The organism is Pseudomonas sp. Tn43 (genome assembly GCF_014192635.1).
In the GTDB taxonomy this organism is placed as follows: domain Bacteria; phylum Pseudomonadota; class Gammaproteobacteria; order Pseudomonadales; family Pseudomonadaceae; genus Aquipseudomonas.
In genome coordinates, this window is record NZ_JACHYG010000002.1 from 776,272 (window position 1) to 790,200 (window position 13,929).

At 54.0% G+C, this 13,929-nt stretch carries 12 protein-coding genes; 5 read left to right on the plus strand and 7 right to left on the minus strand.

Annotation, left to right across the window (positions count from 1 at the left end):
• Nucleotides 1–16: 16 nt before the first annotated feature.
• Together FHW68_RS07835 and FHW68_RS07840 are read right to left on the minus strand one after the other, a co-directional pair.
• A complete protein-coding gene (locus FHW68_RS07835; protein WP_183679713.1) occupies nt 17–1,129 on the minus strand; it encodes an alcohol dehydrogenase catalytic domain-containing protein in 1,113 nt (370 codons plus the stop codon).
• Between the two features lie 75 nt (nt 1,130–1,204).
• Nucleotides 1,205–1,786 (minus strand): amino acid synthesis family protein, encoded by a 582-nt coding sequence (locus FHW68_RS07840; RefSeq protein ID WP_183679715.1) that lies wholly within the window; start codon nt 1,784–1,786, stop codon nt 1,205–1,207.
• A 122-nt stretch (nt 1,787–1,908) separates the two neighbouring features.
• Here FHW68_RS07840 and FHW68_RS07845 point away from each other — a divergent pair, with 122 nt between their 5' ends.
• From FHW68_RS07845 to FHW68_RS07855, 3 genes are all read left to right on the plus strand, one after another.
• Nucleotides 1,909–2,760, plus strand: a complete 852-nt coding sequence (locus FHW68_RS07845) for a fumarylacetoacetate hydrolase family protein (RefSeq protein ID WP_183679717.1) — start codon at nt 1,909–1,911, stop codon at nt 2,758–2,760.
• A gap of 39 nt (nt 2,761–2,799) precedes the next feature.
• Complete coding sequence (locus FHW68_RS07850) at nt 2,800–3,372, plus strand: VOC family protein (protein WP_183679719.1); 573 nt, start codon at nt 2,800–2,802, stop codon at nt 3,370–3,372.
• Nucleotides 3,373–3,473: 101 nt separating this feature from the next.
• Nucleotides 3,474–5,090 carry a bifunctional 3-(3-hydroxy-phenyl)propionate/3-hydroxycinnamic acid hydroxylase gene (locus tag FHW68_RS07855; RefSeq protein WP_183679721.1) on the plus strand — a complete coding sequence of 539 codons (1,617 nt, stop codon included), beginning with the start codon at nt 3,474–3,476 and terminating at the stop codon, nt 5,088–5,090.
• Between the two features lie 103 nt (nt 5,091–5,193).
• Here FHW68_RS07855 and FHW68_RS07860 read toward each other — a convergent pair whose 3' ends face one another.
• Nucleotides 5,194–5,880 carry a GntR family transcriptional regulator gene (locus tag FHW68_RS07860; protein WP_183679723.1) on the minus strand — a complete coding sequence of 229 codons (687 nt, stop codon included), beginning with the start codon at nt 5,878–5,880 and terminating at the stop codon, nt 5,194–5,196.
• Nucleotides 5,881–5,996: 116 nt separating this feature from the next.
• On the opposite strand from FHW68_RS07860, the gene FHW68_RS07865 reads away from it, so the two are divergent.
• Together FHW68_RS07865 and FHW68_RS07870 are read left to right on the plus strand one after the other, a co-directional pair.
• A complete protein-coding gene (locus FHW68_RS07865) occupies nt 5,997–6,605 on the plus strand; it encodes a heme-binding protein (protein WP_183679725.1) in 609 nt (202 codons plus the stop codon).
• A 33-nt stretch (nt 6,606–6,638) separates the two neighbouring features.
• Nucleotides 6,639–7,493 (plus strand): TIM barrel protein, encoded by an 855-nt coding sequence (locus FHW68_RS07870; RefSeq protein ID WP_183679727.1) that lies wholly within the window; start codon nt 6,639–6,641, stop codon nt 7,491–7,493.
• Nucleotides 7,494–7,545: 52 nt separating this feature from the next.
• Here the strand turns inward: FHW68_RS07870 and FHW68_RS07875 are convergent, their stop codons facing one another.
• From FHW68_RS07875 to FHW68_RS07890, 4 genes are all read right to left on the minus strand, one after another.
• Nucleotides 7,546–8,799, minus strand: coding sequence for an OmpP1/FadL family transporter (locus FHW68_RS07875; RefSeq protein ID WP_183679729.1), 1,254 nt, complete (start codon nt 8,797–8,799; stop codon nt 7,546–7,548).
• A 394-nt stretch (nt 8,800–9,193) separates the two neighbouring features.
• Complete coding sequence (locus FHW68_RS07880; RefSeq protein WP_183679731.1) at nt 9,194–11,194, minus strand: hypothetical protein; 2,001 nt, start codon at nt 11,192–11,194, stop codon at nt 9,194–9,196.
• Nucleotides 11,195–11,615: 421 nt separating this feature from the next.
• A complete protein-coding gene (locus FHW68_RS07885) occupies nt 11,616–13,130 on the minus strand; it encodes an acetyl-CoA acetyltransferase (protein WP_183679733.1) in 1,515 nt (504 codons plus the stop codon).
• The gene (locus tag FHW68_RS07890) at nt 13,130–13,927 is read right to left on the minus strand and encodes a crotonase/enoyl-CoA hydratase family protein (RefSeq protein ID WP_183679735.1); all 798 of its coding nucleotides are present in this window, start codon (nt 13,925–13,927) and stop codon (nt 13,130–13,132) included. The genes FHW68_RS07885 and FHW68_RS07890 overlap by 1 nt, the downstream gene beginning before the upstream one ends.
• Nucleotides 13,928–13,929: the final 2 nt, after the last annotated feature.

Genomic DNA, 13,929 nt, shown 5'->3' on the forward strand with positions numbered 1-13,929 from the left:
CCCTCGCTGCTTAATCTCAAGGGCAGATGACGTAGTTGCTGAAGCCACCGTGGCGATTCTCGATGCCGGAAATCGCGTTGTTGACCTGATCCAGGGAGAAGGATTGGTTCTCGAAGAAAGAGAGGTCCAGCACACCTGAACCAACCATGTCAGCCATAGCTTGACCCTGGCCAGTGGTGAACCAGGCGGACCCACTGATCTGAATGTCGTTGTCCATGATCCAGTGCAGATCGATGGGCACTTCTCCCGCGACAGCGCCAATGTTCACGAGGTGCCCACCCCGGCGCAGCGATTTGAGCGCATGAACCAAGCTTTCGTGTGGAGCACCAGGGCCGAGAGCGTCGATTGCGACGTCAACCCCTTCGCCTTGAGTAACTTCGTTGACCCACTCGTTGGTTGGTAAACTACCCAGGGTGTGGATCTCGATACGTCCAGGGGCGGCAAGATCTTTCACCTTCTGGAAAAGCTCAACATTTCGAGCCGTGCCGAGGATCTTGCGAGCACCCATCGCTAACGCCAATGCAACTGCGCCGAGGCCCAGAGTCCCACTGATGCCGTTGATCAACACCGTCGAGCTTGGCCCTACGTTGGCTTTGAGCAGTGCTTTGTACGCAGTACCCAAGTAACCCAGCCTGGCGGCCGTTTCAAAGCCCAGGTTGTCTGGGAGTTTTACGAGGCTGTACTGAGGGGCTGGAATAAATTCGCACAGACCGCCGTATGGGTAGTCCTCGAACATCCGTGGGCTCCGTGGCGTGAAGCCGAAGTACCCATTGAACGTGTAGGCATTACAGGCGACGAAATTCCCTGACCGGCAGGCGCGGCAGGACCCGCAATAGCGGCCAGGGTTTACGTAAACTCGGTCACCTACTTTGAAGTCGTAGACCTGGTCGCCCACTTGTTCGACAACCCCGGAAGGGTCGAGACCAAAAATGGCTGGCAGCTTTGGCAGAGGGTTTTGTGGGAACCACTTGACCCAGTTTGTAAGGATGTTGTGGAGGTTCGGGACGATCCCGCAGGCCTTCACTTTTACCAAGACCTCGGTCGGACGGATCGAGGGGACAGGCAGGTTTTCCACAACCATAGGCTGACCGCCTTCGTAAAGGCGCGCGGCACGCATTGTTGTTGTCATTTCACATCTCCAGCTTCTGTTGTTTTTGTAATAAGCGTGCGTCGTCGAGGACGCGCTTAGAAACGTGCAGCAGGGTTATCGCAGGCCGTCTTCTCCTTTGACTTGGCTCACTTCCAAGCCGCCCAGGCGAGCATGTATACGACCACCGGTTGCCATTGCTAGACCGAAAGCAATTTCCCCGCGGCGTGGACCGTCCCAGACAGTCATCTCTGCTACCCCGAAGTGGCTTCGAACGTAGGCGGCTTGAATGTGGCCAAGCGGAATCATGATGCGGGTGCCGATCCCGCCGATCGTTTTTGCAGCAGGTACGATCGCAAGGGGATTTCCGAGCGCTTCTCGCATCGCCCAACCGCCGGCTTCATGCCATACAGCGCCGTGTTCCAACTCACCGTCCTCACCTACCACTGCACCTTTTCCGTAGGCCTGGACGTGCTTGGCACCTCCTAGTGCAGCGATAAGACGCTCCGACAGATCTGCCCCGAGCGCACGCAGCTCTTGCATGAACGGGAGCAGGTTCTCTTCGTATCCACCAGCGTAGGGGTTAGCTACCACTGCGGTGGCTACGGCAATTGTCAGCGGCTGGGCTACGGCAGGCCCACCCTCGTGGTAGACCGTTTCGACATCCAGCTTAACCTTCCGAACCTTCACTAACGACATCTCTCAATACTCCATACCTTGAGCCTTTGGTGCTCATTTGGTTAACAGGTCTATTCCATTATGCATCTTATGGTGTATGGTGCAAGAAATAACGTTTTGTGCACAAAAGTGGAGAAAGCCATATGAAGCTGATTTCTTATTACAAAGAGGGTAAAGCCCACTACGGCGCTATCGTTGAGGGTGGGGTGGTCGAGCTGACTAAGCGCTTCCCGGCGACACCTGATCTTGCCTCGCTGGTTGCTGATCCAGGACTTGTGCAGCAAGCGGGCTTGCAGGTACAGAGCGCCAAGGCGGATTACCCAGTCTCCAGCATCGTTTTTGCCCCTGTCATTCCAAATCCTGGAAAAGTGATTTGCGTGGGCATCAACTATGTTGCGCACGCTGAGGAAGCTGGCCGTAAAGTGGGTCAGTACCCGGTTATCTTCCAGCGGTTTGCTGAGACGTTGTTGGCCCATGATGAGCCTCTGGTGCGACCCAAGGTTTCGAATGAGTTCGACTTTGAGGCCGAGTTGGCTGTCGTGATCGGCAAGGGCGGTGCTCACATCGATCCATCGAATGCGATGGATCACGTAGCGGGTTACACCTGCTTCAACGATGCGAGCGTGCGTGACTGGCAATTCCATACTCACCAGTACGGAATGGGGAAAACCTTCCGTAAGACCGGTGCGCTTGGCCCGTGGCTTGTTCCGGCTGCTGAAGTTCCTGATTACCGCCAGCTTGTTGTGCGCGGCATTCTGAATGGTGAGCAACTACAAGAGGGCTCGCTGTCGGAGCTTGCCTTTGACATCCCGCACCTGATTTCTTACGTCTCGAAGGCTCTTACTTGGAATCCGGGTGACATCCTGGCAACTGGTACCCCAAGCGGCATCGGCTTCAAGCGAACCCCACCAATTTTCCTCAAGCCAGGTGATGTCTTTGAGGTAGTCATTTCTGAGATCGGTACGCTGTCCAACAGTGTCATTGACGAAGCTTGATGGCTCCTTTTAGACAATCATAAGAACCGGAGAAATAAGATGACGGCATTACCTACCATCAACTTTACCCACACTGGCGTTTTCTGCGCTGATCTGGACAACATGGTTGATTTCTACTGCCGAGTGTTGGGCTTTGTAGTGAGTGACAAAGGGGTTGCCTCCACTGGGCATCGTTTGTTTTTCATGACCCAGAACCCCGAGCTTCACCACCAAGTCGTTCTGTTTGATGGCAAGCCTACCGATCTGCCTTTCAACCCGATCAATCAGTTGTCGTTTTTGTTGGATTCCCTTGAGGATCTAAAGACCTATTACCAGTTCGCCCAGAAGAACGGTATCACTGGGTTGGTACAGGTCGACCATGGCAATGCCTGGTCGCTGTACTTCAAAGACCCCGAAGACAACCCGATCGAAGTGTATGTTGATGCGCCGTTCTACACGGCTCAACCTTGCCGTGAGCCACTAGATCTGGATCAGCCTGTGGAGGCGATTTTGGCCCAAACTGAGGCAATGTGCCGACGCCGTCCCGGCTTCCAAACCCGCGAGGAATGGATGCAATCGATTCGTGAGCGAATAGAGGCGCAACGCGTCAAGCTCAGTTCATCTCTGAGCTAACCGCGATACTGCGGTAACTGAATATGGCTGACGCCTAGTGTTGCGCTCAAGCTTGCTGACCTAGGTGTCACTCTCAATAACAATAAAATTCGGAGTACGTCATGCACTACGATGTCGTAATTGTTGGGATGGGCCCGGTAGGCGCACTCTGTGCAAACCTGGCCGGGATGTGGGGGCTCAAAGCCCTCATCATTGATAAGTCAGAAGACGTCTATGCAAATCCCCGAGCAATCGGGTTTGACCACGAAGTGATGCGAGTTCTCGGCAACATTCATCTGGCCGATGAGCTTGCAGACCACATCATGCCCTACCGGCCGTCGGAATACAGGACGACTGGTTCCCATCTGATCAAGCGAATCGACTCGTCCAAGCCCCCGCATCCACTGGGCTGGGCGCCGAACTATGTGTTCTCACAACCCCCGCTGGAAAAAGCTCTCCGAAGCAAACTGATGCACCTCGAAGGCGTAACGGTTGAGTTGGGGGGGGAAGTTTTGCAGGTAGACGATAGCGATAAGCTGGCTACTCTCAAGATCCGAAGCAAAGACGGACGGGAGCGCGAAGTCACTACGGATTACGTGCTTGCTTGCGATGGAGGCACAAGCCCGATTCGCATGGACCGCAATCTTGAAATGGAAGATCTCGACTTTGACGAGCCGTGGCTAGTCGTCGACGTCCTCCTGGACGAAGGTGCTGGTCAGGATCTGCCGCAGACTAACGTCCAATTCTGTGAGCTTTCACGCCCCTGCACATTCGTGGTGGGTCCTGGTCAGCACCGTCGCTGGGAGTTCATGATCAACCCGGACGAGTTGCCTGCTGAAGTCGTTAAAGAAGAAGCTATCAAGAAGTTGCTTGATCGGTGGCTGCCAGATGGCGGCTACAAGATTTGGCGGGCTTCAGCCTATCGGTTCCACGCATTGATCCTCAAGAAATGGAAGGTAGGGAATATCTTCTTCCTTGGGGATGCTGCGCATATGACCCCTCCATTCTTGGCGCAAGGCATGTGCCAAGGGATCAGAGATGCGCTGAACCTCGTCTGGAAGCTTGCTTTCGTAAAGAAAGGTCTTGCTTCAGCGAGCCTGCTTGACACCTATCAGGCTGAGCGAATTCCTCACGTGCAAAAAACGACGTTGGCCGCAAAGGAATTTGGGAAGGTGATCTGTGAACGTGACAGTGTGCGGGCGGCAGCTCGGGATGCTGAGTTGCTCAAACTGATGGTTGAAAACCCAGGTGGCACAATCCGTCAATCGCTGATTCCTGGCCTCACGACAGGTTTGATTAGCGACGAACACTCGCCGGCTGGCGAGCTTTTCCCTCAGCCTATGGTCATTGATAGCACCGGATCGAAAGCGCTTCTGGATGTGTTCACCGGTCAGTCGCTGCGGCTAGTATTCGCACCAGGTTTCGAGCCTTCCCGTGTGCTCAAGCAGATGAGCGAAAGTGAGGCCATCAACCGCTTGCCATTCAAGGTTGTCCGTCTTGTCACTGAAGCTGCCAAGGGGCTTCGCACCGCTGACGACTTCCAGGAAGTTGACGGAGTGCTATCGAGTTGGATGGAAGCTCGAGGCTGTGAAGTAGTCGTCGTGCGACCGGATCACTACGTTTACGGTGGGGCAGTGACGGCGCAAGGTGCGGTCAAGCTGCTGGAGTCGCTGGCTAACGCACTTACCCCCGCAGCGGCGTCAGCCGAGCATCCGTCTAAGAACCTCTCGTGCGCATGAGCCTTAGCTGGTGAACTTCTGATTTCGCTGTACTGTAAAAGGCAATAACCCCTTCGTTTCACACTATCCACGCAATAGTGAAGAAGCGGAGGGTCCTTTTGCATCACTGGAGGGTGGCATCCTGCCGATCAATAGCCTCCACAACGCGGTCCAGGGTACTTGTGATGTGATTGCGAAGCAGCACCACAGCCTTCTCGGAATCCCGCTCCAGCGCTGCGTTCATAAGCGCTTGATGCTCTCCCGACTTATCTCTTGATTTGACGCGCTGGTGCGCAGAGAAGCGACGGTAACGCTCGGCCCTGTCGAAGAGCGAGTCCACCATGCGCAGTAGCAAGTGCGAGCTACACCCACCGAATAGCGAAAAATGGAAGGCTTTGTGCCGCGCGGACCACTCATCATCCAGCGCCAGGGTGCTGCCTGTGAGCTTCTTTTCAATAAGATTAAGTCTGTGAAAGGCTCCAAGTACTGCTGCCTCCCATTCATCGTCACCGTGCTGAATTGATTCGCTCAGGGCCTCTGTCTCAAGAAGGCATCTCAGTCTGGAGATCTCCTTGTAGTCCTCTTTGGAGATAGGGGCGACCTTAAACCCCTTGTTTTCGCTGGCTTCAACAATCCCATCTTGAGTAAGCCGATTGAGCGCTTCTCGGATGGGTGAGCTGCTTAAGCCATAGGCTTTAGATAACTCCGCAACCTTCAGCTTCTCGCCCGGAGCTAATTCGCAGCAGACGATAGCTTTCTTCATTTTCATCAATGCGACGTCGATGAGTGGCGCACTGGCGGGGGCGTTCATGAGAGGTTATCCAAAAAAATATGCATGAAGAGTATTTTATGCGCAAAACACTTGTTGATGCAAAGCATGATTATCAAAATTGGGCATAGTTTTTCGCCATTGGCAAGCATTTACGATTGAAGCGTGAGATTTGTCACGTTTTATTTGTTATTAACGGCGGCTCGCTTGATTTGGACAAGAGCCTGAGAACGCCCACCCTTATAGGTGCGTGCCGGAAACGCCTGGATATGAGATTTGTGCGCAAAGTATATTTTTATGCACTAAAATTGTTTGTGGCTAATTTCATTCAGAAGGAGAGACGTATGCGGAGCGTTGAGCGGCTTCAGTTGGCAGAGGCAGAAATCATCACCCTAGGCGCATTTGATAAGGCCGATTTAGAGAGCTGGAAGGTATCGATTGCCGTCGTGGACGACGCAGGCGTACTGCTGTCCTTCAGGAAAATGGATGGGTCTTCGAACTCGTCAGTGCAGACAGCGATCGATAAGGCGCGAAGCTCAGCAGTGACCAGGCGTCCTACCAAGTTTTTCGAGGAGATGGTTGCCCAAGGCCGTCTTGGAGCATCAATGATCGACGGAGTGTTCCCGATAGAGGGGGGGCTTCCAATAGTGGTAAATGGCGAGGTGGTAGGCGGGGTCGGCGTTAGCGGGCTCAAGTCTGAGCTGGACATCGAAGTCGTCCAAGCCGGGCTCGACGCCCTGAGTAAAATTCATGCCTCTTGGGCGTGATGTTTTGCGCTGAGAGCCCAGGACCTTCGATCGATGATCAAAGGTGTGCGACGAAATTTTAATGCGGGAGTGGCCAGCTTTTCCTTTATAAGCTGGCTCGCTGCGAGACAAGGTTGGAGACGTTGCGTGGTCCAATTTTCTGCTAGTTTGACATTGATGTTCCAGGAATGGGTATTCGCGGATAGATTTGCAGCTGCCCGTGACGCCGGATTTGAGGCTGTCGAGTTTAGCCACCCACAAGGCATGTCAGCTGAACGCGTGGCAGGCCTTCTGCGTCAAAACGATCTCATCCAGGTACTGGCGACTGCTCCTGTCATCGCCGGCACAAAAGGCGTTGCGGCTGTAATCGGTCGCGAGGCTGACTTTCGAGACGCGCTCGAGCAGGGGCTGGAATTCGCGTCTATCGCCACGGCTCCTCTTCTGCATGTGCTTACAGGTGTGGTCGATCAAACCCACTATGCATCCTCCTGCGGGCGTTTCGTGGACAACATGCAGTGGGCTGTAGAAGAAGCGCGGCGGTACGATGTGAAGATAGTGATCGAGGCCATTAACCAGATGGCGGTGCCTGGATATTTCATCCGTTCGCTCTCAAGCGCTGCGCACTGGGCCCAGCAAATTCATGGGTTAGGTCTGATTTTGGATTTGTACCACGCCGCGGTAGAAGGGTTGCCTGCGGAGTCCTGTCTAGCGCAGTACGCTGACCAAGCGTCGCATGTGCAAATAGCGAACCTCCACGGTCGAAGTGAGCCAGACAGTACTTTACTCGCAGCTGTTGCGAGGGCTGGCTACAAGGGGTGGGTCGGAGCTGAATACGTGCCTAAAGCAGGAACAGTGGAAGGCCTGACGTGGATGAACGGGGGGACACAGCCTTCCTTGGCTAACTGCTGATCTGGATAGTTGCGGCGAGGAGATCTCGCCGCTATTACGGCACAGTGATGCGTTAGAACCGGTAATTCAATTGCATCCCAAATCCATGCCCAGCGGCGGCGTAGTCACCTTGGAAGCTGTTGCCGATTTCATCTTGCTGAACTAGCGTGAAGTCCTTTTGCTTCACGTAAGCGTAAGCCACATCGACAGTAATCTGATCACTTGCTTTCCAGCCAGCGCCGAGACTGAAGCTCTTGCGATCAGCAATTGGGAAGCGAACGTTCTGAGTGCTACCTGCTGGCGAGTCATCCAGCGCTACGCCTGCCCGGAGCACCAATTCAGGAGTCAGCTGGTAGCTTGCACCTAGCGCGTAGGACCAGCTGTCGTGCCAGTTCATCGGTTGGTCCAGCGTTTCGAACAGAGCGGACGGCGAGCCGGGGTTCTTCACGGTAAGCGCTTTGAATCTGCTCCACCTAGTCCAGGTGGTACCTGCGTAAACGGTCCATCGATCATCAATCTCGTGGGTGATTGAGAAGTCGACAGATTCAGGCATCGTTGAGCTGAGGCTCCCATTGATGTCCATGTTCTGCGGGCCAAGCGACGGCGCGAGATCTCTGATTTCCGTCTTTGTATTGAAGTCGTATTTCACTTTTGAGCGGTACACCAAGCCAGCTCTGGTTTGAGGCGTGAGCTGGTAGAGAAGGCCAATGGCGTAGCCAAAGCCCCAGTCGTCGCCGGTGATCTCTAGTTTTCCGTCAGTGCCTGGGAGCCGTGCGCTCATCAGTGTCTCGCTGTAGCTCGCGATCACACCCAATCCGATCGAAAAATCTTCATTGACGGCATAGCTCACGGAGGGCTGGAAGTGAATTACCGTTAGCTCCGACTTGTCCGCAAGGTACCGAACTGCTGAGTCATTGTCGTAGTTAGAGCTAAGGCCACTCGGTGAGAACACTCCAAAACCGAAGTGCCATTTGTCATTCAGGGGTTTGACGTAGTAGTTAAACGGGATTGGGGTGGGTGGGGTGATATCGTTGTTAACTCTTCCGGAAACCGGACCGGCCGCATTCGTGGCCGAGTAGTTGCTAATATCGACGTCGGGTACTATAAGAACAAAGCCAAACGAGGCTTGCTCTTCCTTGAGTTTAGACATGCCCGCAGGGTTCCCGTAAACCGTGGAGGCATCTAGGGCCGCAGAGGAACGCCCAGCAAACGAGGTTCCCATGCTGCTCACACTTTGTTCGTTGAGAGCGAAACCGTTGGCAAGAGTTTGCTCGCTAAGCAGAAGGCATGCGGCGGTGAGAGGAGCGAAGAAGACTATTTTGTTCATTATTATTTTCCACTTGCTTGGTGATGTGCAACTAAGTCGCTAGTAATTGGGCGATGCGTTCAAATGGGTGATTGCATTTCCATCTCCTGCGAATTTCTTATTTTTAGGGTGCAGCAAGTCGTGACGCTATCGAGCGTCAGACTTGCTGTTGTGTTGCGGGCGTTACCTAAGTGTCGGAAGCTATTAACTACCGAGCGTTAATGGCGCTTCACATGTTCCATGTCGGTGGTTTCATGACGATGCGAGCTATCGTGTGTCGTGGTAAGAACAAGTGTTAAACCTATTGCAGCAACCAAGAAACTTCCGCACAACAATGTTCTGTGCTGTTTCACGAATCGGTAAAGAACCAGCAGCTGAGACATCATTATTGCACCAAGCACGCAACAGACCATGGTTAGCTCCCCGAGAGTACAAATCGAACAGGCGTACGGCCGCTGAGGTATACGGCAATTTTCAGGCGGCCATTCTCGTCAGAGACGCAAGTGTCAATCGAGGCACCTTCGACGCTGTAAGAGCTATTTGGTTGCAGGCGCTCGATAGTCAGCGTCTGCTCACCTGGTTCTGAACCGTTGTAAAGGACCAGATCCAAATCATTTCCATCGCTTACTGCTCGGGCAACAAGCACTTGGGGGTAGGAGCAGTCTGACAAAATGGGACCAGTGAAAGCTCCACGTCTAGGACCCTCGTTAATGAGCCGTTGCCAGTCACCGCGTTTGGACCACGTAGCTGTCGCAAGCTTAATGTTCGAAGAGGTGGAAATTTCTTCGTAATAGAATTTTTGCTCATCTTTGCCACGAGGCAGCAGATCCTCCGCAGTAGCAAGAGTTGCCTTGAGAACGACCTCATCACCCTGTTCGGCAGCTGCTTGAGCAATGTTCGCCAGGGTGTAACTTGGGTTTTTCTTGTAGTTGCCGATGTCCATCTCTTTCGACCAAGGCGTTTTCAGCTTAATTCGACCACCGGCCACCTCAAGCAACTCACGCTTGGCAATAGCGTAGGTTTGTCGAGCGTAAGCTGGACTGACTGCGCTCCCATGGAAAGCGACCGCGAACTGGCTCAGGAGCTGAATAGCAGGCATCGGTCTAGAGAACCTGTTCAACCCTGTCATTGCGGAAACGATAGGAATCATCTCTCCGTTAGCAGCTATAAATTCATTATCAAACTTGTTCATGAACTCGTCGTAGTGCTTGCCCGCCACATCTGTGTTGTTGGTCCTGTCGTATGGGAACAGACCACACATTGCGTAGATGTTGCAGATGCCAAAAGTCCAGTGTGGTTCGCATGGGTAAAGAAACAGGCTGTTGCGATTCCAATTATTGACTATTGATTCAACAAAAGTGTGCGCGCTGTGCGAAAAGCGACGTTCATTATTTTTTGAAGGCTGGAATTTGAGGCTGCCTTCTTGCTGATAGCGTGTGTCACCAGTGTTCGCGGCGTAGGTGGTCAATGGGATTAGCGACCAGCCCGTCAGCATCACGTTGTCTTTTGTGCCAATAGGATCGAGGGTCCAGGTGAAATTTCCCACCAGGCTTTCGTATTTCCAGTAGCCGCAGACCTCTGGGAGGGCCAAGCTTTCGATCGCGAAACGCTGGGCTTGGTTGAGGTAGCCGTGGAAGTTAGGCGTGATGTTGCATTGCATTTGAGCCAGGCCGTAGCTGAGCCAGTTCAACTGGTAGCGCAGCGCTGCACCCTGAATGTTGTCAATCCGCACGAAACCGTCAAATTTTCCCACGGGTTGCAATGCAAGGTCGAACAAATACCTTGCAGCGCGGACTGACTCCGGGCTCAACTCCCGGTCCTTTTCTAGTGCAAGAGGGGATGAGGACTGATCGAGCTGCGACAGCTCGTATTCCAACCACTCGTTTCGCGCGAGCCGTGATTTTTCGACCTTTCGCTGATCTGACTTTGTCACCAGCAACTGGTAGCACCAGAAAACCGGGACGCACAGAGCAACAGCCAAGCGCCCGTATTCCGTGGAGCTGCTTTCACCTATCAGGCTCGCGACTGCTGCGGAGCCGATCCAGATGGTGAGCGGCAGGATCAATGCGCCGGTCATTAGCCAAACAAAAACAGTGAACCGGAACAGCAGGATGGTAAAAATAAACCCCGCGATACCCCATCCTCCCATAGCTAAGAAACTTCCACCTGGAGCCCATAAGGTCCAGCCGAGAAGTTCAAGCTTCGGTGAGACTTCAGTCAGGCCGAAGTGGCTGGCAATGAAGGGCAGGGCGCCGACAAGGCAAATGATGATATGGATCAGGATAGTTCGGCGTCTCAAGCCTCGGGTTATCGGCCCCACAAACGTTGCTGGCCGGTCAAGCGGGCGATATTGATCGCGAGTCAACCACCGTGAAGCTTTGACCTGCGCCGCGAATCGGGCGACCTGTTCATTCATCAGTTTTCTCCTGCTGTCTGTTGCCCTTCGCCGCGGGGCCTTTGGAGGCCGGCGGGCGGTTCTTATGGTTGGTGTAGCTGTATGGGCTTCGAGTGACCTTATGGAAGCTTGCGTTCCTCGGCAGGGTTCTAAAGGCTCGAAATCGCCGCTCAAATCATTTTATGCACAAAGACGATCTATTTGCACTCATATATTTTTTGTGCAGCTTTGGTAGTGCTACGCCTAAATTCGGCAGGCGCGTGTCGCTTGGTGAGCGATCGAGAAAGCGAGGGGGTATCGGGAGCAAGCCTGATCGTTGACGGTGGGTGGGCGCTCACGGGTTACCCTGACTTGAGCACACTGCCAGGCAATTGAAGCAAGTTTTTGCACAGCTGTGGAAAGCCGCAGTCGGTGAGTTTCAGCTGACTGCGGCTTAGCCCGATTAGGTGCAGTTCCAGGTACGCAAGCCAGTTAGGCCGGACTCGATCACTCCGGTGGAGCCTACGGCTTCTACTTCCCCCGATGTCAGCAGGCGAATTGCCGCTTGGTCTCCCGCGGAGACTATAGCGAGCGTCCTGGCACCTTCAGGAGTCCTTGCGACCACTACACCCGAGCGTGCAGATCCATCACGGTTGTACAGAACGGTGTACGTCTCCAGGGTTGCCGGGCCCACGTACTCTTCAATGACCACCGGAATTTTGCCGCGTTTACTGTCGGCTTGGGCTTGGTAGTCGTAGTCCTGTGGAAACTCGGCGCCTTCAACAGGTGAATTGGAGAGAATGATTGTGTGATTGTGGGTGGCGAGGCCGCCATTAGCGAAGAGCAGGCCGTGCCTCCCTTCAATCCGCAATTTTTCCACCATAGAAGCAACTGTGTGGGACATGTAGTTGCCGATTGGCCCTCCGCCGAAGGTCAGGCCGCCGCTGACAGTTGCTGGCTCAGACGCGGGCCAGCTCAGTATCCGGCGAGCCATCTTGGGAACGCAGGGAAAGCAGCTGTAAAGCTCTATAAAGCTCAGATCCTGGGGCTGAAGGTCGTTAAGCCTTAGAGCGGTATTGATTGAGGTCTCCATCGAGACAGAATGGAAGAACCGATCTCGTGCCAAGACGTCTTCTGGCTCGTGCGCAGAAGCGCCGAGACCTACGTAGATGATCTTGCTCTCGGCCACGCCACGCCGTCTGGCTTCGGCAAGGCTCGTCACGATGAAGCCAGCTCCCTGATTCACTGAGCTGTTAGCGACCATAAGCTTGGTGTAAGGATGCGCAATCGGTCGGTTTGAAAGCGATGGGGTAAAAATCTCCTCGGCAGCCGCCCCCTTGCGTAGCCAAGCTGCGGGATTATGCTTCGCAACCTCGGCAAAATTTGACCAGATGGTGGCGCTCTCTGCCTGACCTTCTGCCAGCGTCTGGCCGTAGAATTTTCGTCCTGCGTTTTCGTACAACGGGTAGACGTCAGTAGGGACCGCCAGGCCGTACTTTTCACGATACCCAGGAGCATACACTTCGGCTGAAGCATCTCTGAGCGGATCGTAGTCAGCGGCTTCACCCACAGCCGCAGCTGCTTTGGCCAATTGCGCGGCTGTGCGCAGCGCCTCTCCGCCGACGATGGCTGCAACCTTGATACTTCCGCAGCCAATTAGGTTAGCCGCATCGTTGAGAAGCCGAATAGGGCTGTCACCGGACGCTTCGGGCGTAGTTGTAGAAAACCGAGGGTGAGCTTGAAAGCGGCTGGAAAGATCAGTTGCGATGTCGCCAAGGTTCGGCCACGAGATCTGTTTCACAACAGCTAGCGAATCGATGTCGGCAAGCCAGCCTCGACCTGCATCAATATCAGCCAAGCGGAGAGCTTTCTCCATCAATCCGGTGGAGTTCAGTCCTTCTTGAAGGTTGGCAGGTCGGTCATTGCACTGACCCACTCCCACAATTACTGGGATCAACTCAGGATTAGTGGTTGTCATCACTTTCCCCTCCAAATTGGTGCGCGTTTCTCCGCGAACGCAGTGGTGCCCTCAAGCGCATCAGCTGAAGCCATCAATCTTGAGTTTTCTTCCTCGGTTCGTTCCCAGTGATGCGCGTCTGATGCAATTACACCATTCGAAATTCCTAACGCGATTCGCTTGCTGGCCTGTACAGATAGGGGAGCGTTCTCGCTGATCCGCTTCGCCAGGCGCAAAGCTGCTGCGAGCAAATCTTGCTGGGGGACAACCTGGTTGACCAGTCCCAGTTCTTTGGCGCGTTCAGCGGTTATTGGGTCTCCTGTCAGCAACAACTCCATGCCGATTTTCTTTGGGAGCTGTTCGACTATCCGGAATGCGCCGCCGGCTGCGGCAGCGATCCCGCGCTTGACCTCCGGAAGCCCAAATGCAGAATTCTCGGAGGCTACGATGAGATCCGATGCAAGCGCGATTTCAGTTCCCCCACCCAACGCAAATCCGTTGACGGCAGCGATAACTGGCTTGCTGATAGGATGAGAAACAAAGCCGGCGAAGCCCCACGCTCTTTGCGTGGTGTCCTCTGGGTAGATGCTTTCACCTTTGGCGACTGCCTTAAGATCGGCGCCGGCGCAGAAGGCTTTGTCCCCAGCCCCAGTAATTATCACTACTCGTACATCTGGATCGGCCTCGGCTTCTTCGAGTGCTAAGCCGATTGCTGTATGAACTTCGGCGTTGATGGCATTTCGTGCCTCTGGCCTATTTATTGTGATGACAAAAGCGCTGCCTAGCTTTTCAGCTAGAACATTTTTTTCAGCATTCATTG

Excerpts from the sequence above, each read along its gene's own strand:
- FHW68_RS07890 (WP_183679735.1), bottom strand. The coding sequence starts at position 13,927 with ATGAATGCTGAAAAAAATGTTCTAGCTGAAAAGCTAGGCAGCGCTTTT.
- FHW68_RS07885 (WP_183679733.1), bottom strand. The coding sequence starts at position 13,130 with ATGACAACCACTAATCCTGAGTTGATCCCAGTAATTGTGGGAGTGGGT.
- FHW68_RS07860 (WP_183679723.1), bottom strand. The coding sequence starts at position 5,880 with ATGAACGCCCCCGCCAGTGCGCCACTCATCGACGTCGCATTGATGAAA.
- FHW68_RS07835 (WP_183679713.1), bottom strand. The coding sequence starts at position 1,129 with ATGACAACAACAATGCGTGCCGCGCGCCTTTACGAAGGCGGTCAGCCT.
- FHW68_RS07850 (WP_183679719.1), top strand. The coding sequence starts at position 2,800 with ATGACGGCATTACCTACCATCAACTTTACCCACACTGGCGTTTTCTGC.
- FHW68_RS07855 (WP_183679721.1), top strand. The coding sequence starts at position 3,474 with ATGCACTACGATGTCGTAATTGTTGGGATGGGCCCGGTAGGCGCACTC.
- FHW68_RS07880 (WP_183679731.1), bottom strand. The coding sequence starts at position 11,194 with ATGAATGAACAGGTCGCCCGATTCGCGGCGCAGGTCAAAGCTTCACGG.
- FHW68_RS07870 (WP_183679727.1), top strand. The coding sequence starts at position 6,639 with ATGATCAAAGGTGTGCGACGAAATTTTAATGCGGGAGTGGCCAGCTTT.
- FHW68_RS07840 (WP_183679715.1), bottom strand. The coding sequence starts at position 1,786 with ATGTCGTTAGTGAAGGTTCGGAAGGTTAAGCTGGATGTCGAAACGGTC.
- FHW68_RS07845 (WP_183679717.1), top strand. The coding sequence starts at position 1,909 with ATGAAGCTGATTTCTTATTACAAAGAGGGTAAAGCCCACTACGGCGCT.
- FHW68_RS07875 (WP_183679729.1), bottom strand. The coding sequence starts at position 8,799 with ATGAACAAAATAGTCTTCTTCGCTCCTCTCACCGCCGCATGCCTTCTG.